The organism is Alteromonas sp. HB246098 (assembly GCF_054890645.1).
Window position 1 is genome coordinate 44,973 of the sequence record NZ_JBTZUG010000008.1, and the last position, 21,666, is coordinate 66,638.

General features: G+C 43.2%; 17 protein-coding genes. 14 read left to right on the top strand and 3 right to left on the bottom strand.

Going from position 1 to position 21,666, the window contains the following annotated elements; genetic code table 11:
• Positions 1–11: 11 nt before the first annotated feature.
• The 6 genes from pyrD to rmf all read left to right on the top strand — a co-directional run bounded on the left by pyrD (position 12) and on the right by rmf (position 7,617).
• Entirely contained in the window at positions 12–1,019 is a 1,008-nt protein-coding gene (gene pyrD, locus ACYTPF_RS15855) for a quinone-dependent dihydroorotate dehydrogenase (protein ID WP_461852889.1), read from the top strand.
• An 84-nt stretch (positions 1,020–1,103) separates the two neighbouring features.
• Positions 1,104–3,200, top strand: a complete 2,097-nt coding sequence (gene rlmKL / locus ACYTPF_RS15860) for a bifunctional 23S rRNA (guanine(2069)-N(7))-methyltransferase RlmK/23S rRNA (guanine(2445)-N(2))-methyltransferase RlmL (RefSeq protein WP_461852890.1) — start codon at positions 1,104–1,106, stop codon at positions 3,198–3,200.
• A complete protein-coding gene (locus ACYTPF_RS15865; RefSeq protein WP_179983474.1) occupies positions 3,197–3,430 on the top strand; it encodes a glutaredoxin family protein in 234 nt (77 codons plus the stop codon). Before rlmKL ends, ACYTPF_RS15865 begins: the two co-directional genes overlap by 4 nt.
• Positions 3,427–5,367: an ATP-binding cassette ATPase Uup gene (uup, locus tag ACYTPF_RS15870; protein WP_461852891.1), complete on the top strand. Its 1,941-nt coding sequence runs from the start codon at positions 3,427–3,429 to the stop codon at positions 5,365–5,367. The genes ACYTPF_RS15865 and uup overlap by 4 nt, the downstream gene beginning before the upstream one ends.
• A gap of 12 nt (positions 5,368–5,379) precedes the next feature.
• Positions 5,380–7,137 carry a DUF3466 family protein gene (locus tag ACYTPF_RS15875; RefSeq protein WP_461852892.1) on the top strand — a complete coding sequence of 586 codons (1,758 nt, stop codon included), beginning with the start codon at positions 5,380–5,382 and terminating at the stop codon, positions 7,135–7,137.
• A gap of 303 nt (positions 7,138–7,440) precedes the next feature.
• The gene (gene rmf / locus ACYTPF_RS15880; protein WP_039220169.1) at positions 7,441–7,617 is read left to right on the top strand and encodes a ribosome modulation factor; all 177 of its coding nucleotides are present in this window, start codon (positions 7,441–7,443) and stop codon (positions 7,615–7,617) included.
• A 102-nt stretch (positions 7,618–7,719) separates the two neighbouring features.
• Here rmf and fabA read toward each other — a convergent pair whose 3' ends face one another.
• A complete protein-coding gene (fabA, locus tag ACYTPF_RS15885) occupies positions 7,720–8,238 on the bottom strand; it encodes a bifunctional 3-hydroxydecanoyl-ACP dehydratase/trans-2-decenoyl-ACP isomerase (RefSeq protein ID WP_025255307.1) in 519 nt (172 codons plus the stop codon).
• 207 nt (positions 8,239–8,445) lie between these two features.
• On the opposite strand from fabA, the gene ACYTPF_RS15890 reads away from it, so the two are divergent.
• Positions 8,446–8,733 carry a hypothetical protein gene (locus ACYTPF_RS15890; RefSeq protein ID WP_136781566.1) on the top strand — a complete coding sequence of 96 codons (288 nt, stop codon included), beginning with the start codon at positions 8,446–8,448 and terminating at the stop codon, positions 8,731–8,733.
• Here ACYTPF_RS15890 and ACYTPF_RS15895 read toward each other — a convergent pair.
• Complete coding sequence (locus ACYTPF_RS15895; protein ID WP_461852893.1) at positions 8,730–10,394, bottom strand: cryptochrome/deoxyribodipyrimidine photo-lyase family protein; 1,665 nt, start codon at positions 10,392–10,394, stop codon at positions 8,730–8,732. The two genes, ACYTPF_RS15890 and ACYTPF_RS15895, sit on opposite strands and share 4 nt — an antisense overlap.
• Positions 10,395–10,406: 12 nt before the next feature.
• Positions 10,407–11,714 carry a DASH family cryptochrome gene (locus ACYTPF_RS15900; protein WP_461852894.1) on the bottom strand — a complete coding sequence of 436 codons (1,308 nt, stop codon included), beginning with the start codon at positions 11,712–11,714 and terminating at the stop codon, positions 10,407–10,409.
• A gap of 112 nt (positions 11,715–11,826) precedes the next feature.
• Between ACYTPF_RS15900 and ACYTPF_RS15905 the strand changes: the two genes are divergently transcribed.
• The 7 genes from ACYTPF_RS15905 to ACYTPF_RS15935 all read left to right on the top strand — a co-directional run bounded on the left by ACYTPF_RS15905 (position 11,827) and on the right by ACYTPF_RS15935 (position 21,663).
• A complete protein-coding gene (locus ACYTPF_RS15905; protein WP_461852895.1) occupies positions 11,827–13,251 on the top strand; it encodes a cryptochrome/photolyase family protein in 1,425 nt (474 codons plus the stop codon).
• A 3-nt stretch (positions 13,252–13,254) separates the two neighbouring features.
• The gene (locus ACYTPF_RS15910) at positions 13,255–14,793 is read left to right on the top strand and encodes a cryptochrome/photolyase family protein (protein ID WP_461852896.1); all 1,539 of its coding nucleotides are present in this window, start codon (positions 13,255–13,257) and stop codon (positions 14,791–14,793) included.
• The gene (locus ACYTPF_RS15915) at positions 14,780–14,926 is read left to right on the top strand and encodes a DUF2256 domain-containing protein (protein WP_071951583.1); all 147 of its coding nucleotides are present in this window, start codon (positions 14,780–14,782) and stop codon (positions 14,924–14,926) included. The genes ACYTPF_RS15910 and ACYTPF_RS15915 overlap by 14 nt, the downstream gene beginning before the upstream one ends.
• 290 nt (positions 14,927–15,216) lie before the next feature.
• Positions 15,217–16,584, top strand: coding sequence for an MATE family efflux transporter (locus tag ACYTPF_RS15920; RefSeq protein ID WP_461852897.1), 1,368 nt, complete (start codon positions 15,217–15,219; stop codon positions 16,582–16,584).
• A 97-nt stretch (positions 16,585–16,681) separates the two neighbouring features.
• Positions 16,682–18,562, top strand: a complete 1,881-nt coding sequence (locus tag ACYTPF_RS15925; RefSeq protein ID WP_461852898.1) for an IucA/IucC family protein — start codon at positions 16,682–16,684, stop codon at positions 18,560–18,562.
• The gene (locus ACYTPF_RS15930) at positions 18,552–20,366 is read left to right on the top strand and encodes an IucA/IucC family protein (RefSeq protein WP_461852899.1); all 1,815 of its coding nucleotides are present in this window, start codon (positions 18,552–18,554) and stop codon (positions 20,364–20,366) included. Before ACYTPF_RS15925 ends, ACYTPF_RS15930 begins: the two co-directional genes overlap by 11 nt.
• Positions 20,359–21,663, top strand: a complete 1,305-nt coding sequence (locus ACYTPF_RS15935; protein WP_461852900.1) for an AMP-binding protein — start codon at positions 20,359–20,361, stop codon at positions 21,661–21,663. The genes ACYTPF_RS15930 and ACYTPF_RS15935 overlap by 8 nt, the downstream gene beginning before the upstream one ends.
• Positions 21,664–21,666: the final 3 nt, after the last annotated feature.

The window sequence follows — 21,666 nt, forward strand, 5'->3', positions numbered from 1 at the left end:
TAAACACAACCATGCAATCTCTAGTGCAAAAATTCTTACTTCAGTGTGAACCTGAAAAAAGTCACGATTTCACCATTAACTGGTTAAACAAGACACAACATACACCGCTGAAATGGATGTACAGCACGCCAACGCTTAAAAAGCCCGTCACTGTTGCCGGCATGACGTTCGATAATCCGGTAGGGTTAGCCGCAGGTCTCGATAAGAATGGTGACTGTATTGATGCGTTTTCAAGCATGGGCTTTGGCTTTGTAGAAATTGGTACGGTAACGCCGCGTCCGCAACCGGGGAACCCTAAACCTCGCTTATTTAGAATTCCTGAAAAACACGCCATTATTAATCGCATGGGATTCAACAATAAAGGTGTTGATCATCTTGTTGAGCAAGTAAAAAAGGCCCAGTTTAAAGGTCCAATTGGCATTAACATTGGCAAAAACAAAGACACCGAAGAAGCGAATGCACTCGACGATTATCTGATTTGCTTAAATAAGGTTTACCCTTACGCCAGCTATGTCACTATCAATATTTCATCGCCTAACACACCAGGGCTTAGAAACCTGCAGTACGGTGAAGCACTTGATAAACTGTTAGTAGGCTTAAAAGCTGCGCAAGAAACGCTGACACAAACCCACGGAAAGTACGTGCCGTTGTTTATTAAGATAGCGCCAGATTTAAGTGATGTGGAAATCGAAAGTATTGCGGCATCGCTAATCAATAGCAAAATGGACGGCGTCATTGCAACAAATACAACGCTGTCACGGGACTCAGTTGCTGGCCTAGAGCATGCTGATGAAATGGGTGGCCTAAGCGGCTCTGTTATGACCGATATGAGTTTAGAAGTAACCCGTAAACTGAATAAGGCACTTGACCGCGCTATACCTATTATCGGCGTAGGGGGCATCGACTCTCCTGAAGCGGCGCAAGCGCGCTTAGATGCTGGCGCATCATTAGTGCAAGTCTACTCGGCCTTTATTTATCAAGGCCCATCTCTCGTTAAACGCATCGTAAACGCGTTATAATACAGTCGATATAAAGTACACCCGAAACCAATCTCTCGTGTGCGTGCTTTACGGTAAGCGCGTACATCAAAAACAGGTACATGAATGAATACTATTCTGGTTACGACCAGTCGCGGTCTTGACGAACTATTGAAACAAGAGGTGCTAAGCCTTTGCCCTGATGCACAAGTTAAACAGGGGCCTGGTACTATTCAGTTTGAAGGGTCAAAAGAAGACGCTTATAAACTTTGCCTATGGTCACGCTTAGCTAATCGCGTAATTTGGGTGCTTGCATCAGGAAAAGCAGGTGACGCAGATGCACTTTACAACACGGCGATGGGCATTGACTGGCAAATGCAGATGGATTCACGTCATACCTTATCTGTACAGTTTATCGGAACTAACTTTGCTATCAAAAATACCCAATTTGGTGCGGTTCGTGTTAAAGACGCCATAGTCGATTCATTCGTAGAGCAGGGCTTACCGCGCCCATCAGTAGAGCGTAAAACCCCTGATATCTCTGTATATGCAAGGCTGCATCGCGATAACGTGATTTTAGGCATAGACCTAGCTGGCGCCAGCTTGCACCAACGCGCGTACCGACAAGAAACGGGCGACGCGCCGCTTAAAGAGCATATTGCAAGCGCCATGTTAATGCGTAGTGGTTGGACGGAAAATACCGACGCGCCATTAGTAGACCTTATGTGCGGTTCAGGCACTATCGCCATAGAAGCGGCTTACATTGCCCGAAATATCGCACCGGGTATAAAGCGTTCATACTGGGGCTTTACTAAATGGCTTGGCCATGAAGCTAAGGTTTGGGACGATTTGATTGAACATGCTATTTCAGTTCAAAAGCCAAGCTGCGGCGGTATTTATGCGGGCGACTTCAGTCGCAAAATGGTGGCGATTGCAAAAGCTAACGCTGATTTTGCTGGCGTGTTTAACGATATATCGTTTTCTCAGCAAGATGCTACCAAGTCCTCGCCGCCAGTTAGTACTCCTGGCTACGTGGTTTCCAACCCGCCATACGGAGAGCGTTTAGGTGAACTTACTTCGTTGATCCCGCTATTTAGCGATTGGGGTAAGCGCTTTAAAGAAGCATGGAAAGGCTGGCACGTGTCGCTTTTAAGTAGTAACCGTGACTTGCTACGTGTACTAAAGCTTCGTGCCACTAAAGACTATGCCATGAATAACGGCAAGTTAGAGTGTCGCTTGGCCAACTATGTGCTTGATGAACAAAACACGGTTCAATTTAGTGAAGACGCCAGCAACCATGAGTTTGCGAATCGCCTCAAGAAAAACCTTAAACGCATGAAAGGTTGGATAAAGAGCGCTAACACTAACTGTTACCGCATATACGATGCTGACTTACCGGACTATAACGTTGCTGTAGACAGGTATGGCGATTGGCTGGTCGTTCAAGAGTACGCGCCACCAAAAACCGTATCAGAAGATAAAGCCCGTAAACGCCTCCAAGAGGTTTTACTACATTTACCAGCAGTAACCGGAGCCTCACCCAAGCACATTGCGCTTAAAGTGCGTAGCCAGCAGAAAGGGACTAAGCAATACGAAAAAATTAACCAGTCAGGCGAAATGATGGAAGTGTTCGAAAATAACGCACGCTTTTTGGTAAACCTGACTGATTACTTGGACACGGGTCTTTTCTTAGACCACCGTAATACCCGTCAAAAAGTAAAAACCTTGTCTAAAGACAAAGACGTGTTGAATTTGTTTTCTTACACGGGCAGCGTATCTGTATTTGCAGCTATGGGCGGCGCCAAGTCTGTTACCACAGTAGATATGTCGAATACCTATTTGGAATGGGCAAAGAAAAATATAGCGCTTAATAAATTAAGTGGTCCCCATGCCTTTATTCAAGCCGATTGCACCACATGGCTAGGTACGCACAAAGGTAAATATGACCTAATATTTATCGACCCACCGTCGTTTTCTAACTCAAAGCGGATGCAAAGCACGTGGGATGTACAGCGCGACCACGTAAAAATGCTTACCGACGCTAAAGCGTGTTTAAAAGAGCAGGGGATCATCATCTTCTCTAACAACAAGCGTGGTTTTAAGTTAGACGAGCCAGCCATCAGCGACCTTGGCTTGGACATTGAAAATATCACCCACGAAACCATACCCGAAGATTTTGCCCGTAAAGGGAAAATACACCAGTGCTGGATTCTACGTTCATGAAAATAATTTTCTACACGGGCCCTCAATGTGGTCTTTGTGATTTAGCCGATGTTGAACTGCAGCAAACGTCTATGTTTTCATCGCTTGTTATTGAGAAAGTCAATATTCGTACAAGTACCGAGCTTTATCACTTGTATGGCGCTCGTATTCCAGTTTTGAAGCGGGCCGATAATGAAAAAGAAATTGGATGGCCTTTTAGTGCCGCCGATTTAGAGGAGTTTCTTCAGTGAGCATTTTGCAGTTAAAAAACATCACTGTTATTTACGGAAATCCGCCGCTTTTAGACGGCGTTGAGCTGGTTGTTCAACCTAAAGAACGCGTATGTTTAGTTGGGCGCAACGGGAGCGGTAAATCCACCCTTATGAAAGTTATCGCAGGCGATATTATTGCCGACGATGGCCAGCGCATTATCGAAAATAATACCGTAATTGCACGTTTAGAACAGGACCCACCGCAGACGACAGACGTAACTTTGTTCGATTATGTTGCCGAAGGCTTATCTGATGTGGGCGAAACGCTGAAAGCGTATTTTCATCAAACCCGCGTCGTGGGTGAAGACCCAAGTGAAGCTAACTTAAATAAGCTGCAGCGTTTACAAGAGCAATTAGAAGCCAGAGACGCGTGGCAGTTCGAGCAGCAGATTGAGCAAACGCTTACCATGCTTAAGCTTGACCCTGAGATATCGTTATCAACGTTATCTGGAGGCTGGCGAAGAAAAGCCGCTTTAGCCCGTGCGTTAGTGCGCCAACCAGATATATTACTGTTAGACGAACCCACTAACCACCTTGATATTGAGATGATCCGCTGGCTTGAATCGAGCTTGAGCAATTATCAGGGTGCTATTGTGTTTGTAAGCCACGACCGTGCATTTATACGTGCCATGGCTACGCGAATTATTGACCTTGACCGTGGCTCGGTTACGAGCTATCCGGGTAACTACGAAACTTATTTAGAAAAGAAACAGCACGATTTAGAAGTTGAAGCGTCACAAAACGCTGAGTTTGATAAAAAGCTAGCGCAAGAAGAGGTGTGGATTCGTCAGGGCATTAAAGCTCGCCGTACCCGCAACGAAGGCCGAGTTAGAGCGCTGAAAAAGCTCCGTGAAGAGCGCAAAGCGCGCCGAGCAGTTCAAGGCAATGCGGTAGTCAATCAACATCAGGGCGCACGCTCTGGAAAAATGGTGTTTGAAGTAAAAGATTTGAGCTACAGCATTGAAGGAAAACCCATTGTTAAAGGGTTAAACCTGAATGTTTTACGTGGCGACAAGCTTGCTCTCATTGGTCCTAATGGAAGCGGTAAAAGTACGCTTATCAAGCTATTATTGGGCGAGTTGCAACCCGACAACGGCAACTGCAAACAAGGCACAAACCTTGAAGTGGCATACTTTGACCAACATCGCCACGGCTTGGATTTAGAGAAGTCTGTGATAGACGCAGTAGGCGACGGTAAACGCGACCTGATGGTAAATGGTCATCCGCGCCACGTTATTAGCTACCTACAAGACTATCTATTCACACCTGAGCGCGTTAATGCGCCAGTTAAATCGCTATCTGGTGGTGAGAAGAATCGCTTAATGTTGGCCAAACTCATGCTTAAGCCAAGTAATGTTTTGGTACTGGATGAGCCAACTAACGATCTTGATGTCGAAACCTTAGAGATGCTCGAAACATTACTCAACGAATATACCGGCACCGTGCTTTTAGTCAGTCACGATAGGGAATTTGTGGATAACGTAGCGAATAGTAGCGTGGTGTTCGAGGGTAATGGAATGCTTCGCGAATTTATTGGGGGTTTCACTGACGTAGAAAACTGGTATAAAGAGCAACAGGAAAAACGTCAGCAAATCGAAAAGGAAGAGAAAGCCAAGGTAAAGAATGAAACTAATTCAGCTTCAGACAGTCCTAGTGCTAAGTCTTCTCCCCGTAAGACGAAAAAGCTATCATACAAAGACCAGCGTGAACTTGAGTCCTTACCGAAAGAACTAGAAACACTTGAGGAAGAACTTGAGGCTATGCAAGAAAAAGTCAACGACCCAGACTTTTTCAAACAAGACAGTGACGTTACTGCCAAGGCGTTAGCCGAGCTGGCAGATAAAGAAGAATTACTTTCCCAGAAATATGCGCGCTGGGATGAACTAGAAAGTATGCTGGAAGATAATCAGCAGTAAATAGGATTTTAAATGAAACGAACTCAGCTTGCCGCCGCCGTTCTGTTGGCAACAGGAAGTGTTTCGGCATTTGCCGCGACCTATTCAGTGACGCCTCTTCCTTTACAGGATACCGCTAGAAACAATTTTGCACGTTCAATCGACAACTCAGGCAAAATGCTGTCTGTTGTGCAGCTTGAATATAACCCACCTGTAGATGTGGAGCAGTTAGAAGAAGATACCACTTTCTTCGATGTTAACGGCTCTGCTTTAGAAAATGAAGACGATGCGCGCCAAGGTGTGTTCACTGATTCAGATTATACGACAATCGTTAACTATCTACTCTCGTCTAGTACTGCGACCACAGGTCAGAAACTTGCGCCTTTCAGAACCTTCTTAACTGACACCCAAGATACTTCTTTGGTACCGGGTTTGGACGAAGTGACTGAAAAATTTGATGATTACACCCGCTCGGTAGAAGCGATAGGTAGAGACAGCTTAAACGGCAACTTTGTAGTAGGCGATTCATCTGGTTTAGTTGTTTTAGACCCATACGAAGATGAAGATGGCGATACCATAAACTACACTTATGCAGAATCGGCGCAGCAAGGTTTTATTCAAGCATCTGGTGTGTCTAAAGCACTACCAGCTGTAGACACAACAGCAGGCGGCTTTTCTTCGGCCCGAGCAATAAATGCAAACTTACAAGTAGCAGGCTTCAGTACGGTCAGTTTTCAAGACCAGGTAGATGAAGCTATTGAAACTTGTGCAGACGATGAGTTACGTGGCGATCAGTCTGAAGGGCGTTGTCTTTTCACCATTTACAATGGTGACTTTGCAGTACCACGCATTTCTAGTTATTTCTTAAATACTTCTACGAACTACTTGCCTGGCTTCGTTTTGTTGTCAGAAGTTAACGCCACCATATGGCAAGTTGACGTTAATGGAGACGTGATTAGCACTGATACTTATCCATTACTGTTCGAGCCGGATGAAGACGATACAGCACACTACTTTACCTACGCTTATGATATTAATGATCAAGGTATTGCGGTGGGAGAAGGGCTAACTGGCGATCGCATTACGATCAACCGACCTAACCAATCGGGCTTAACTGAAAGTGAGCGCGTTGCAACTGTATTCAGAGACGGCGAGACTATTGAACTTCTTCCTCGCGAAGAAAATCTTATCAGCCAAGCAATTGCTATAAACGATGAGAACTGGGTAACTGGCGCTGTACTTCGTTCGCAAAGCAGTATCGCTCGTTCACGCCTTTTTGTTTATAACTTAGATACTCAAGAACAAAAATACCCTGATGGCTTTTTCGTGAGTGCCGGTGTTACTGCGAACGCAATTAACAATAACAATATCGTGGTGGGTAAGGCAGATGTCGATGCGACAAGCGACACGCTACGTGAAACCGCTGCATTTATGTATAACATTGATACTGAAGAGTTTTTGGATCTTAATGATTTAGTCTCGTGTGACAACACTTACGAATTAATCGAAGCGGTTGATATCAACGATGACAACGAAATTATTGCTAATGCGCGTATTAAGATAAACAGTAAATACGTAACCGGCGTCGACATCATAAACTCAAGCGGTGAAACAGAACTGGTTGACTCTGTCGTTGCAGTTAAGCTATCTCCGATAGCTAATGGCTCTATCGAAGACTGTGAAGTACCTGAGGACGAACAGCCGTTTGAGCGCAGTGGCGCATCCACTGGCTGGCTTACGTTCTTTGGTTTGTTTGCCGCTGCTTTTGTGCGCAGACGTTTTAAAAAATAAATAACCTCCTCATGTAAATTCATGATGAGTTTAATAAAGCCACATTCGTGTGGCTTTTTTTATGCCTAAAAAATGCAAAAACAGACATATTTATGCATAAAAAATGTAATATAAATTTCATCGAAACTTCATTTATTTAACGATTGTCAAGCGTTTTAATTTTATATTTTTCTTGAACCATTTTGTTAATTGCACTATCAAAGTAGTGTACGCAATCACTTTTCCGGCACTATCAACCGATATGATGTAGAGCGCTCGAGAAAATGATTTGTTGTACGTCCAACAAACAAAAGAGGCTAATCAATGAAAAGACAAAAAAGAGATAAAATGACTCGCGCTCATTCTAAAGGCTATCAAGCTGGTATTAGCGGTCGTTCAAAGGAAAATTGTCCATTTCAGCAAAACGATGCACGTTCACAGTGGTTAGGTGGGTGGCGTGAGGCAGTAGAGGATAGACACTTAGGTTTAAGCGTTAAATAACACTTCTCTTTTATGAACTGATTATGCAAAAAGGAAAGCCCCTGAAAAGGGGCTTTTTTGTGCGGCAGCGTTTTTATATACAATGTCGACTAAAAACAGCGTTTAAAAATTTGATGTATCTTGGAACAGACCTACTTTCAAATCTTTCGCGACATAAATTTCACGCCCGTCGACCTCAACCGAACCATCAGCCATACCCATGAAAAGTTTACGCTTAATTACGCGCTTCATCGTAATTTTATACGTAACTTTTTTGGCTGTTGGTAGAATCTGACCGGTAAACTTCACTTCACCAACACCTAGCGCACGCCCTTTGCCAGGCCCGCCGCTCCAACCAAGGAAAAAGCCAACTAGTTGCCACATTGCGTCTAGACCAAGACAGCCTGGCATGACAGGGTCGCCTGGAAAGTGGCAATCAAAAAACCATAAATCTGGGTTAATATCTAACTCAGCAATAATCTCGCCTTTGCCATGTTCACCGCCGTCTTCAGTAATTGAAACAACACGGTCCATCATTAGCATATTTGGTGCAGGTAGCTGGCTGTTACCCGGACCAAACATTTCACCACGGCTACACGCCAATAAATCTTCTTTATTAAAACTACTTTTCTTCTCGGACATTCCCAACTCATTGTTGTTATTTAAGTGACGGTGTTAATTTAGCGAACACTTGTACGCCAAACAACTCTGAACAGTCATTTTTCTGAAGAAAAACGCATGCTAATATATTCTTAGTTAATTTAACTCGTGCAAATGTTGCCCTACAAGCGCAATTTATAAACAGCGATTATTCTACGCTTCACAATAGCGTACCTTTATGTGAAAACTATGACAGAACAAACAACAAAAAAAGCCATAAAAAAGAGTCCTGCGGATAAAGCTAAAGCAAATGCGGACAAGCAGCGCCGGTTTAGAGAAAGACAGAAAGACGCAGGAAAGAAACTTGTAAGAGGGTACGTGAGCCCAGAGGCTAAGGCTTGCTATGACGAAATTCGTGACAAAACAGGTTGGACCGACAGTGAAGCTATGTCGAACGCTATGCGGCTAATGTATGCGGCCTACAAGTGTGGTCAGATTAAGCTATTAAATGAGTGGCTAAGAAAGAATAACCGTTAGGCTGTTTTTTCAATTTGTGATTTGAGCCATATTCTGCTTGGACTATTTTGCATGGTATGGCGCCTGACAATACGCTGCGCTTCTTTTACCACATCATCGCGCTCGCGATAGTCCCATAAACGTTTCGCTGTTATACGGTTATTCTCTGCAATATCAATAATGGGCAGCACATAATCTTGTTTAACGTCAAAACCAAGCATTTGCGCTTCTAATGGCGGTAGGTCGTAGGGCGCATGAACTGCTTCATTAGGTAGTTTAGCTAGCTCTGGCACCCACTTCTTAATAAATACGCCATCAGGGTCTAATTTTTGTGACTGTGTTGCCGGGTTGTACAGCCTTACGGTATGGATACCAGTGACACTTGCCTGCATTTGTATTTGGGGGTAGTGGATCCCCGGTTCAAAGTCTAAAAACTGTGTTGCAAGGTAATGTGCGGCTTTCAGCCAGTGCACGTTTAAATGGTGGCATAAAAAACTCGTTACCATTGCCCGCATCCGAAAGTTTATATATCCGGTATGTCGTAGCGCTCTCATGCAGGCGTCTACCAAAGGGTAGCCTGTATGTCCAATGCTCCAGAAATAGAAACGTCGCTCAGCTTCCGGCCCGTCTATAAAAGGGAAGTGCTCATAAGCACGGTTCATTGGGCGCCACTCTATACTGGCCTCACTCTCAAATTTTTGAATAAAGTGGCAGTGCCAGTGCAGCCTAGATGTTAAAGCGGATAGGGCGCGACTCCACTGTTTGCGCTGTGATGTTGGCAAAGCTTTCTTAGCTTGTTTTTCCAACTGAACGCTTTGATAGACCTGCTTGATAGAAATGTTGCCCCATGCGAGATAAGGGCTTAATCGTGAGCATGCGCGTCGTGCATACTCAGGTTTTGAAATATGTTGGTGATAATACTGTCCACGAGAACTGAAAAAATCCTTCAAAACCTGCCAAGCACGCTTTTCGCCACCAGGCTGCATCAACGCGATATTAGGTGTTACTTCAACTTCAGTCATTTCGCTCTTGAGTGCGCTACCGTCTATATTACCGCTACAGTAGTTGGGTAGGTCAGGCGATGACCGTTTAAGTTCAGCTATCTCGTTAATAGATTTCGACGCGTTTAAAATGTCTTTATATTCACGCCAGTTAGCCCAATTAGCCGTTTCTATATCAAAATCATAGGTGGGGGTTTCGAAATGGAGCTCCCAGTGTTGCTGCCATTGTGCTCTATGAGGCAGACCACGTATTACTGCACCATACTGATATTCAGCGAATACAATTGGTCTATTTATCAGGTATTTAGCAACGTCAATATCACGGTTATGCGTAACTGAAAGACCGGTTTCTTGGTAACTCCTAACCGCTCCAATGTTGTAATTTTGAGCAATAAGTTCAAGTGCCTCTATTACTTCACAGTGCAAGGACAAAACACGTGCATGAGCGGGCAATTGACTGTTAATGTCATCTATACTTTGTTGCATAAATTGCCAATGGCGAAGGTCCATATGCGGGTCTGCGATAAGCGAGGGCTCCCAACAAAATAGTGGGAGTATCTTTTCTCCTGCCTCAACAGCGCGATAAAAAGGCTCGTGATCACGTAAGCGAAGGTCTCGCTTTAACCATATAACCGTGACTATCTCTTTTAAGTTAGCCTTTTTTAAGTTATCTGACGCCATACAGTTTAAAAACTACAGCCATTTATTACGAAATGCGCCTGCCGGATCGTAAATTTCAGTCTGTTTTTGAAGGTTGAATTGCCTATGTCCGCGAGGGTCGCTTCCCACGCCGGCAAGGTAGAGCCAATTTCCCCAATTGCTTCCCACATCATGATCAACTAACTGATGCTCAAACCATGCAGCACCGTAACGCCAGTCTTGCCGAAGTTCGTGTACAAAGCAGCTAGCAACAAGCTGCCTACCGCGGTTCGACATATAGCCTGTTTCTGCTAGTTGTCGCATACACGCGTCTACAATAGGGTATCCAGTATTGCCTTCACACCATTGAGCAAAGGTCTCAGGGCAATGTGAAGTGGAAGGAGTTTTACCTTGAATGCCGCTAAAGCGAAACCATTTAGCGCCATACTTACACTGCAGCCAGTGAAAAAATTCTCGCCACAAAAGCTCGAAATAAATCCAATAAGTGGAATCATTTTTTTCAACGGTCTCTTCAAAGTTATGTACTTGCCTCATCACTTCGCGCGCAGAAAGTGAACCATTTGCTAACCAGGCAGACAACTTTGTGCTGTCTTTCCATGTATCAAGTGCATTACGTGTTTCCTTGTAGGATGACGCAGCATGCCAGTCAAATAAATACGTGTTTAGGTGAGAAAGCGCTGCGGTTTCACCACCAACGAACGAAGATTCAGACGGTTTCGGTAAATCGAGGTCAAGACTGAACAGAAAAGACGCGTTTAATGTTGGTGTGAAGGAGGTAGGTAGGGACTCAGGTGTAGGATGAACCGCTAACGGTTTGCAATGTTTCTCTACTTTGCGTCGAAACGGACTGAAAACATCGGGCATCTCTTCAATACTAAACGGAAATGTTTGTGCGTCAAAAAGACCAAACGTCGAGCGCTCGACAATAGTTAGTGAGTCAAAGAAACGTTTTACTGTGTTTAATTCTGCGGTTTCATCATAACCACAATATTGACTAACTCCAAGGTGGGTGTACTGCCCTGACTTCAACAGCTCAACTAGACACTGAGCGGCACTACCTTTCGCAACAAGTAAGTCGTGGCCAAACTTTGCTAATTGGCGTTTTAAATCTAACAATGTCTCAAGCAAAAATGTGCGTCTATGCTCGCCCATTGGATTAAGCCCGAACGCGTTAGGCGTAAAGTTTTTGTCATCTAAAATATAGACGAATGTGATTTGACTGACCTGTTCACACAACGCTGTAATGGCCGCATTATCGTGCAGTCTCAGATCATGCCTGAACCAAAATAGGCCTCGTTTATCATTAAATTTAGTTTTATCGTTAGAATGTTGATTTATCATACTAATTTTAAGCGTTATTTTTAATATCTAGACGGATCTTGAATCCGCTTTTCTTCGTAAGACATTAGATACGAATAATATTTAAATTTGGCGCAACGCCTGAGGAAAAAAAGTGACCGTTCCTGTTAGTATCATGTGGTTCAGACAAGACCTACGCGTAAAAGACAATCCGGCATTAAATGCAGCTTGTGATATGGGGAAAATAGTACCCATCTATATTTATGATGATACAACCCCTGACGGAAGAGTACCTGGAGGAGCCAGTAAATGGTGGCTTCATCATTCTTTAGCTTCTCTGAATCAGCGCCTTAATGGCCACCTACAAATTTTTAAAGGCAACCCAAAGGATATCATTTCAACATTAATGAAATCTTTTGACGCAAAAGCTATCTTTTGGAACCGGTGCTATGAACCATGGCAGATAAACCGCGACAAAGAGATTAAGCAATTTCTCATTGACAGTGATTACGAAGCGCACAGCTGTAATGGAAGTCTTTTATGGGAGCCAATGAAAGTGCTCAAAAAGGACGGCACGCCTTATCGCGTATTTACTCCTTATTACAAAAAAGGTTGTTTGCAAGTAGAAGAGCCGCGTTATCCTAAAGCGCCACCAGCACGCATAACTTACGCAGGTGTAGAAAATGAAGGCATTGAATTAGCATCGCTGAACTTACTGCCCACTATCAATTGGGACGAGACCATTTCGAAAGAATGGTCCCCAGGCGAAGACGGAGCTGCGGATAATCTAGCAGATTTTATCGAAAACTCTGCACGCAAATATAAAGACGGGCGAGATATCCCTTCAGCTCGCGGCACATCGCGCTTATCACCCCATTTGCACTTTGGTGAAGTTTCGCCAAACCAAGTGTGGTACGCAATAAAAGACAAATTTGGCAATAGTGAAGACAAAAGTATTGAAACCTATTTGAGCGAATTAGGTTGGCGAGAGTTTAGCTACTACTTGCTGTTTCATTTTCCAACTCTGCCAAATAAAAACTTCAACGAAAAATTTAATAAGTTCCCTTGGCGTTCAGATGCTAAAGCGCTTAAGGCTTGGCAAACAGGAAAAACCGGAATACCAATTGTCGATGCGGGTATGAGAGAACTATGGCAAACCGGATACATGCACAACCGTGTACGCATGATTGTGGGATCATTTTTGGTGAAAAACTTACTGCTTAGCTGGCATGAAGGTGAGCGGTGGTTTTGGGATACACTGTTAGATGCAGACCTTGCCAGTAACAGTGCCGGTTGGCAATGGGTAGCAGGTTCTGGTGCCGACGCTTCGCCATACTTTCGCATTTTTAACCCTATATTGCAGGGCGAAAAGTTCGATAAAAAAGGCAGCTATGTTCGCAAGTTTTGTCCAGAATTGAATAAGCTATCTGATAAGTACATACACAAGCCTTGGGAAGCACCTAGTGCAATACTAAAAGATGCAGGGATTGAACTTGGTAAAGAATATCCCAAGCCACTAGTTGATTTAAAAGCATCACGGCAGCGTGCTTTAGACGCATTTCAGCAAATAAAAGAGTAGGGTATGGCAGCACTTATTTTAGTTTTAGGCGACCAGCTTACCGAAACCTTACCGGCTATTACCGATGCTGTAAAAAGCAAAGATACCATTTTAATGGCGGAGGTTCGTGAAGAAGCGACGTACGTAAAGCACCATAAAAAGAAAATAGCGTTTTTATTTAGCGCTATGCGCCACTTTGCTAAACGTTTGCGTGATGAAAACTATAACGTTAACTATGTACAGTACAACGATAGCGCTAACAAAGGCGACTTACTCGCTCAAGTTAAGCACACATTAAGCGAAAAGGATTTTGCTGAAGTAAAAGTGACCATGCCTGGTGAATACCGCTTGTTAAAAAGTATAGAGCAGTGGGAAAATGTGCTTGGCATACCCGTTACTATTTGCAAAGACAATCGTTTCTTATCCACACCCCAAGAGTTTAGCGACTGGGCGGAAGGTAAAAAGCAGCTTCGAATGGAGTTTTTTTACCGTGAAATGCGCCGTAAGCACAACGTACTTATGGAGGGGAAAAAACCCATTGGTGGTAAGTGGAATTACGATGCCCAAAATCGTGAATCTATGCCTGAAACTCACAAAGTGCCTAAGCACACCACATTCGACGTTGACGACATCACTTCGAATGTAATTGAACTAGTAAAAGACGAATTCAGCGATCATTTTGGCGATATTGATAACTTTCACTTTGCGGTCACGCGGGAAGACGCCCTTACCGTTTTAAACACCTTTATAGAACAAAGGCTACCGAATTTCGGTCAGTATCAGGACGCCATGGTCGAGGGGAAGCCTTGGCTTTATCATTCCCATATCGCGTTCTACCTAAACTGCGGGTTATTAACCCCCAAAGAAGCCATTCAAGCCGCCGAGCAAGCGTACCACGCTGGCCAAGTACCTCTTAATTCTGCCGAAGGGTTCATTCGACAGATACTGGGCTGGCGTGAATATGTGAGAGGTTTTTACTGGCACTTTATGCCGAATTTGAAAACGGACAATTATTTCAATAACGCTCGCTCGTTGCCTTCGTTCTTTTGGAATGCGCAAACCAATATGAACTGTATGCGCCAATGTATAAAAGAGACTCAACAAAACGCGTATGCGCACCACATACAGCGGCTGATGGTGATTGGTAACTTCAGCCTGTTAACCGAACTGAGCCCTGAAGAGGTACAAGCATGGTATTTGCTTGTTTATGCCGATGCTTATGAATGGGTTGAACTGCCCAATGTCGCGGGAATGATCTTGTACAGCGACGGTGGAAACTTAGCAAGCAAACCCTACGTCGCTAGCGGTAGCTATATCAACAAAATGAGTAACTATTGCAAAAACTGTGGCTATCAGGTCTCAAAAAAAACGGGACCAAAAGCTTGCCCCTTTAACTACCTCTACTGGCATTTCATTGATAAGCACAAAGAGAAGTTAAGTAACAATCACCGTATGGCTATGATTTATAAAACCTATGGGCGGATGAAAGAAGAGAATATTGAAACCATGAAACAGGACGCCACGATATTTTTATCAAAGCTAACCAAAAATGAAGAAGTCTGATTTACCTACAAAAATGTGCCCGGTCTGTGAAAGGCCGTTTACATGGCGCAAAAAGTGGGAGAAAAACTGGGAAAACGTGCGCTACTGCTCAAAGCGCTGTTCTTCGACAAAAAAGAAAGTTAGAAAACTTTAGTTAGTGAAGGCAACTAAACTGGCAGATTATGGCTAATGCAGATAATAGCGCTTCTTAATTTGCCGTTGTTATATCGAAGCACGAGTTTTCCGCTACCACCCACAGTATAAGATCAGCACCATTGCTTTCTCGGAAATTAGGCTTTTAAGAGCTCTCGTTGTTCTCTACTTGCGTATGCCCGTAACAGTGTTTATGCAACATACTATTAACATATGTTTCAAATGTAACCTTCATTGAATGGGCCGCTGAACGAACTTAGGATTACGACAAACCAAGTTCGAGAAGTAGTAATGGCACTGTCTACAAAAGCTGCAATTTTAAACAACCCTTTATTAAGCACTTTTTTCAAACAATCGTTTTTATCACTAATTGGCCTTACTGCTTTAACAACCGCTAGTTTAGTTGATGGTATCTTTGTAGGCCAATACGTCGGCCCTCTAGGATTAGCAGCAGTAGCGTTACTTTTACCCTACATTACGTTTCTCGTAGCGCTCTCCTTAATGCTCGCAATAGGCGGAAGCGTTACTATCGGCACTTTTATGGGGAAGGGGGATACCCGTTCCGGCAGCGCTTTGTTTACGCAAATATTAATAGTTACCGTAACACTTAATGTAATATTGGCAGTATTAAGCTACGTCGCCGAACCAGCTTTGTTTTGGCTACTTCATGTTCCTTCTGACATCGCGCCACTGACAAAACAATATTTTTCCGTGCTTAGATGGGTATTCATTCTTCAGTTCTCAGGTATGGTGCTTTACTACCTTGTACGCGCAGATGGCTACACCAAACTTGCTACCGCCGCATTACTTATAGGTGCAGTATCTAACATAGCGTTAGATGCGCTATTCGTAGGGCATTTGGGCTTTGGCATGGAAGGTGCAGCTTATGCAACTGGCCTAGCACAAGCTCTTCAGCTCATTATATTACTGGCATTTTTCGCTGATAAGAGCCGAGCAATTACGCTTTCAACGTTTAATAAACCGTGGCGGCGTCTATTTTACGTTTTAAAGAATGGCATTTCAGAGTTTACTAATGAAATTTCCGTGGGTGTGCTTTTCTTGGTCATCAACGCACTACTTGTAATAAGGTCTGGCAGCGAGGGTGTAGCTGCATACAGTGTGGTTAATTACTTTATATTTTTAAGTATTATGATCAGCTTTGGTATCGCAGACGCACTTCATCTACTTGTTAGCTACAACCGGGGTGCCTCACAACCGACAAGAGTCAATGCTTTCCTGTTAATAGCATTAGCGACAGTATTTGCTGTCGGGCTAATATTGACAGCGTGTTTGCTGTGGTTTAAACCTTTCTTCGTTGGCCTTTTTCTTGCCCCAACACAACATGAAGTATCTAACTACGCGTATATCATTATTCTGTATATTTGGCCGCTTTTCCTAGTAAACGGCTGTAATGTACTACTTAGTGTGTTTTTAACTGCCATTGAAAGGCCGTTTCATTCTGCTGTCATTGCATTAGGCAGAAGTATTCTGTTTCCAGTTTGCTTTTTACTATTTTTATTCCATTTCACTACTTCAACATCATTAGATAAAAGTACGGACTTTTCGTTTCTTATAGCACTTCCCATTGCAGAGTGGGTGACGCTGGGCTGCGCAGTCTTTTTTGTTTGTAAACATTATTATCTAAAACGAAACACTTAAAAAATAACCACATGTAACAAATGTAAAAGTCTTTGCTAATGATAACCATTCTCACTAAATTGGCCCAGTAATTTGCTCATCTTAAAAGGGTCTATGCATGACTTCAGTCGCTAAGAAACAGGCTAATAACGCGTCGTTTCAGGCATTCATGAATGCTTATATCAAAGAAATCGATACGGGGGTTTGGCACACTAAAGCAGAGTGGGTAATACGAACAGGTATTCAGTTACATCAAAATGATAAATATGCCGTTGAGCTTTTTCTAACCGCTAATAATACTCGGTTATCAGTATTCGCATCATATCGTTCCACGGTAGGACGCCATATATTCACCTCGGTATACAAACAACTTCCTAATAGTCTTCAATGGGAAGAAATTTCCTTCATGAGCGCTATTCTATTGCTTATCGACGAAATCTACAGTGAAGGCGAAACAAACACAATCGCAGAGCAAAGCTTAGAACTTTACGCCAGGACCATCGAAAGTCATCAAATTATGGCGATGTATCTAGAAAATCGTGCAGGCGATCCTGACCTGGAAAGTAATCGTTTTATCGACTCTGAACAAGCTATTCTCTTTGGGCATTGGTTACATCCCACACCCAAGTCCAGACAGGGAATGCATCGATGGCAGCACGAACTTTTCACGCCAGAACTAAAAGGCCAGTTCAAGCTACATTATTTTGCGGCTAAGCAACCTATCACATTTTCTAATAGCGCTGAAACAGAGTGCGCTTTTGAAATACTTGAAAATATAGCGCTAAGTGATGGAACCTCTTCTACCAAATCACTTATTGAAGAATTACATCGTAAAAATTTAAAGTTATTAGCGGTACATCCACTTCAAGCTGACTGGCTGTGCGCTCAGGCTCCTATACAAAAAATGCTTATTGAAGGTGAGTTGCTCCAACTAGGAGAGTTAGGGCCTTCATTTACGCCTACGTCTTCAGTGAGAACTCTGTATAACGCAGAGTTAAACTACATGGTGAAAGTTTCTATACCTGTGAAGGTAACTAATTCTTTAAGAAAGAATATGCACCATGAATTAGAGGCTGGCGTCACCCTTTGCCGTCTACTTAAACGATGTGGCTTTTCTACACATTATCCTCAGTTCAGATTTATTGAGGACCCTGCATATATTTCTCTAAACGCAGGTAACGGTAAAGAAAGTGGGTTTGAGTTAATACTAAGAAAAAACCCTTTCAATAAAACTAATGAATCTGCTGGTTCTTGCACAACGCAGTCTATAGCAGCCCTAGTTCAAGATCCTCTCGTGCCCGGTGGACAATCTCGACTTGCTTCTATCATTCACTCGCAGGCACAAAAAGAAGGCATTGATAGTAGTGAGGTGGCTGCAAAATGGTTTGATACTTATTTGAATTGTGCCATTGAGCCAGCAATAAGACTCTTCGACCAATGTGGAATAGCCTTAGAGGCGCATCAACAAAATTCACTATTAGCAATAGCTGAAGGCTATCCTACAGCTTACTATTACCGTGACAACCAAGGTTTTTATTTGTCAAAAGAAAGGCAACAAATACTTGAAACCATGGAGCCTCAACTCGTTCACTGCAAAGACCTGTTTTACAGTGAACAAATGATAATTAATCGATTTACATATTATCTGTTTTTCAATCAATTATTTGCTGTGATCAGTCGCCTCGGTAGCGACCAACTCGCGTTAGAGCCTACCTTACTAAATAAAACCTACCATAGATTAAAATCCATGCTGCCTAGTTTAGGTTCACTGGGCACCGCTTTCGTAACCTCAGTTTTGGCGCGAGCGAAACTTCCTTTTAAAGCCAACCTTCTTACCCGGGTAGAGGATGTTGATGAGCTTGAAGCACAAGATGAGTTAGCTGTGTATGTATGGGTAAATAACCCATTTAAAAATATTGAACAGCTTAGTGAAGCACCATCGCATGTTAACGAGCAACGACAGGAAAGTTCAGATAGGGTAGTTGCCAATGCTTGCTAACCCCAGTATACAAAAAACGATAGCACCTGAATTTGTATTGAAAAAAACACATGTTCCAGTAATGTGCGAAAATGAGAAGCGCGTTGTTCGACAGTTGTTTGAAGCGTTGCTTTATGAGGGCATAGTCGAATACTGTTTTAAAGGCGGGAAATTTACGCTAAATGTTGGCAAGGCACTGATAACAGCCCAGGGCCAAATAACTCACTTTAGTAGAGTTCGTTTAAATCCTAATTCGCTTAAAATAGATGGTGTACCGTTAACACTGTCACGCGCTATCAACGTCATTGCTTCGCTATCTTGCTCTGATGATAAGCGGAATAAACTCGTCGATGAATTAAAACACACGCTATTACTTTGCCGCTGGAATCAAAAGAATCTGGTTCAAATGCCGAGCAGACGCGCGCTTAGTTATAACCGCTTAGAATCTGCACTAATAGAAGGCCACCCGTACCACCCATGCTTTAAATCAAGAAGCGGTTTTAGTGTTGCAGATCATGAACAATACGGACCTGAAGCTGGCGGAACGTTTAAGCTTCAGTGGCTTGCGATAAAGCGTGAATTTTTAAGTGCAAACTTTAACGGCGAGACTGAACAAAGCTTCTGGAAAAGAGAGCTAGGCCATTCTACCTACAATTATTTGACCGACATCTTGCGCCAGCAGGGTGGGAATCATCAAGATTGTGGCCTGTTGCCCGTACACCCTTGGCAGTACAAAACCATTAGGCCTCTTCTGGAGCAACCTCTAGCAAATAGTGACGTTTACTCCCTTGGGCTAGCTGGAGATGACTACCAAGCCAGCACGTCTTTAAGAACCCTGCTTAATACAAGCAATGTAAATAAAGCCAGTGTAAAGCTACCGCTTAATGTGGTGAACACGTCGTCTTTGCGCACAATTGAACCTCATTCAGTGTGTACTGCACCCCATATATCTAATTGGTTAGCCACCTTAATTAATAATGATGAGTGGCTACAAAGGCAAAGTGTTTTATCTATTCAAAAAGAATACGCGGGTATTGCGTTAAAAAATCCCCGGGATGATAGCGAAAATAGTAGCTGGGCTACTGCATTAGCACCGAGTCTTAGCACTATTTTTCGTGACGCTAGCGTGTTAAACGAGCCTAACTCTCAGACCGTACCGTTTGCCATCCTTGCTAGTACTGAACAAGACGGTAAACCATTTGTCGCCCATTTAATTGAAAAGCACGGCGTAGAAAAATGGTTAGACGCACTCATTAATACTGCAGTGCTTCCCGTGTGGCACTTATTGGTTAATCACGGTATTGCAGTAGAAGCACATGCGCAAAACATGTCCTTAATATTGAAAGATGGTTTACCCAAGAAAGTAGTGCTACGTGATTTTCACGAAAGTTTAGAGTATGTGCCAGATTTTATTGCGAACGAATGCAGCGTGCCTGAATTTGAAAAGATTAACTCTGATTACGTCAACGCTCCCGTTAATCGCTATTACTGGATGGACAATATCGGCGCATTGCGAGAGCTATTCGTTGATACCGTATTTGTCTATAACTTAGCGGAGTTATCCTTTCTCTTTTCTAAACACAGTTATTGTAGCGAGGGGTTCTTTTGGTCAAAAGTCGCTGGCGCTATACGCTCATACAACGATAGCGGAATTACAGATTATTCCCGTATAGATCGCCTGAGTCTATTTGAACCACGCATTATTACTGAATCGCTCTTGAAGAAAAAACTCCATGCAGGCAATGCGCATGAAGAGTTTCATCACACCATTGAAAACCCATTAGCCAAATTTTTCAAAGATACTTGTGGAGAGTCACATGCTTAGTATCAACGATAAAGTCATCTCAGCCCAAGATATAAGCTCAAAATTTAAGGTATTTTCAAATACCTCTTACCTAAAAGCACAAAAAGGCAGTGTTGCTGTGTGCATAGAAAGCGTTACTGATTGGCTTTCACTGTGTTTTTACGCAAAAGAAGCTGGGCTTACTGTTATGCCTATTCATGCTAGTACTCCAGAATCGCTGGCCAAAAAGTACGCCGATAGAGCCGGGTGCTATGCACTTATTTACCAAACACTGGACAATGTGATTTTATTTCCGTATAACGAAACGCCTGACACAGCGCCGGGCTTAATCCAAATGAGTTCGGGGACCACCGGCGAACCTAAAAGCATCAAGCGCTCTTGGCGTAGCATTAATCAGGAAGTATCTGCTTACGTTTCTCATTTCAGTGCGCCAAACTCTATGACTCCAGTTATTGCTTGCCCAGTTACTCACTCATACGGGCTTATATGCGGGATATTAGTTGGATTAGCGCGAGGTAAACACCCTAGAGTCTTTACGAGTATCAATCCCAAGCATTTACTCAAAGCGCTGCTTAAACTTGAGCAACCTCTACTGTATTCGTCACCATTAATGATAGATACCATATGTATGCTATGGCCCAACAACAGTAAGCTTCACGCTGTTATGACCTCTGGCACTTTAATGTCAGGCCCCGTGTTTGAGCGAACCAAATCCAAAATCAAACATTTTTATCAGCAATACGGATGCTCTGAAGCTGGATGTGTTGCAATAAGCAAAACCTTTGACCGCGCTAATGTAATAGGTGAAGTGCTTCCTCATGTTACCGTTAAAGCTGGTGATAACTCAAAAACACCGAGTGAAATGGTAATAAAGGTAAAGCAACCACTCGATGGTCAAGTTTCAGAGATCCACACCAGCGACCTTGGATATTTCGAAACCATTGATGGCAGGAGACAGCTATGCTTCGTTGCGCGCCAGGATGACACCATAATTGTTTCGGGACTGAACGTTTACCCCAAAGATGTTGAAGACATTGTATTAACCCATCCCCACATTAAGGATGCGGTTTTATTTAAAGTAAAAGACCACAGCACAGGCTATCGAGCTTTCCTACAATTTTGTGCGCCTCATCGCTATAGCGATGAGGATAAAGCCGCGTTAAGACGCTGGTGTCACCAGCACTTAGCAACCTATCAAGTCCCTTTTGATTTTGTTCAAGTCGACGCTATTACCCGTTTGCCTAATGGCAAGGTAAATAGAAAAGCCATAGCAGAAAGCTACCAATTAGAAGCAGAAGTACAAGCGGTTACAGCCTAGAGC

Coding starts and splice junctions, on each gene's coding strand:
- pyrD (WP_461852889.1), top strand. CDS start 12: ATGCAATCTCTAGTGCAAAAATTCTTACTTCAGTGTGAACCTGAAAAA.
- rlmKL (WP_461852890.1), top strand. CDS start 1,104: ATGAATACTATTCTGGTTACGACCAGTCGCGGTCTTGACGAACTATTG.
- ACYTPF_RS15865 (WP_179983474.1), top strand. CDS start 3,197: ATGAAAATAATTTTCTACACGGGCCCTCAATGTGGTCTTTGTGATTTA.
- ACYTPF_RS15875 (WP_461852892.1), top strand. CDS start 5,380: ATGAAACGAACTCAGCTTGCCGCCGCCGTTCTGTTGGCAACAGGAAGT.
- rmf (WP_039220169.1), top strand. CDS start 7,441: ATGAAAAGACAAAAAAGAGATAAAATGACTCGCGCTCATTCTAAAGGC.
- fabA (WP_025255307.1), bottom strand. CDS start 8,238: ATGTCCGAGAAGAAAAGTAGTTTTAATAAAGAAGATTTATTGGCGTGT.
- ACYTPF_RS15890 (WP_136781566.1), top strand. CDS start 8,446: ATGACAGAACAAACAACAAAAAAAGCCATAAAAAAGAGTCCTGCGGAT.
- ACYTPF_RS15895 (WP_461852893.1), bottom strand. CDS start 10,394: ATGGCGTCAGATAACTTAAAAAAGGCTAACTTAAAAGAGATAGTCACG.
- ACYTPF_RS15900 (WP_461852894.1), bottom strand. CDS start 11,714: ATGATAAATCAACATTCTAACGATAAAACTAAATTTAATGATAAACGA.
- ACYTPF_RS15910 (WP_461852896.1), top strand. CDS start 13,255: ATGGCAGCACTTATTTTAGTTTTAGGCGACCAGCTTACCGAAACCTTA.
- ACYTPF_RS15915 (WP_071951583.1), top strand. CDS start 14,780: ATGAAGAAGTCTGATTTACCTACAAAAATGTGCCCGGTCTGTGAAAGG.
- ACYTPF_RS15920 (WP_461852897.1), top strand. CDS start 15,217: ATGGCACTGTCTACAAAAGCTGCAATTTTAAACAACCCTTTATTAAGC.
- ACYTPF_RS15925 (WP_461852898.1), top strand. CDS start 16,682: ATGACTTCAGTCGCTAAGAAACAGGCTAATAACGCGTCGTTTCAGGCA.
- ACYTPF_RS15930 (WP_461852899.1), top strand. CDS start 18,552: ATGCTTGCTAACCCCAGTATACAAAAAACGATAGCACCTGAATTTGTA.
- ACYTPF_RS15935 (WP_461852900.1), top strand. CDS start 20,359: ATGCTTAGTATCAACGATAAAGTCATCTCAGCCCAAGATATAAGCTCA.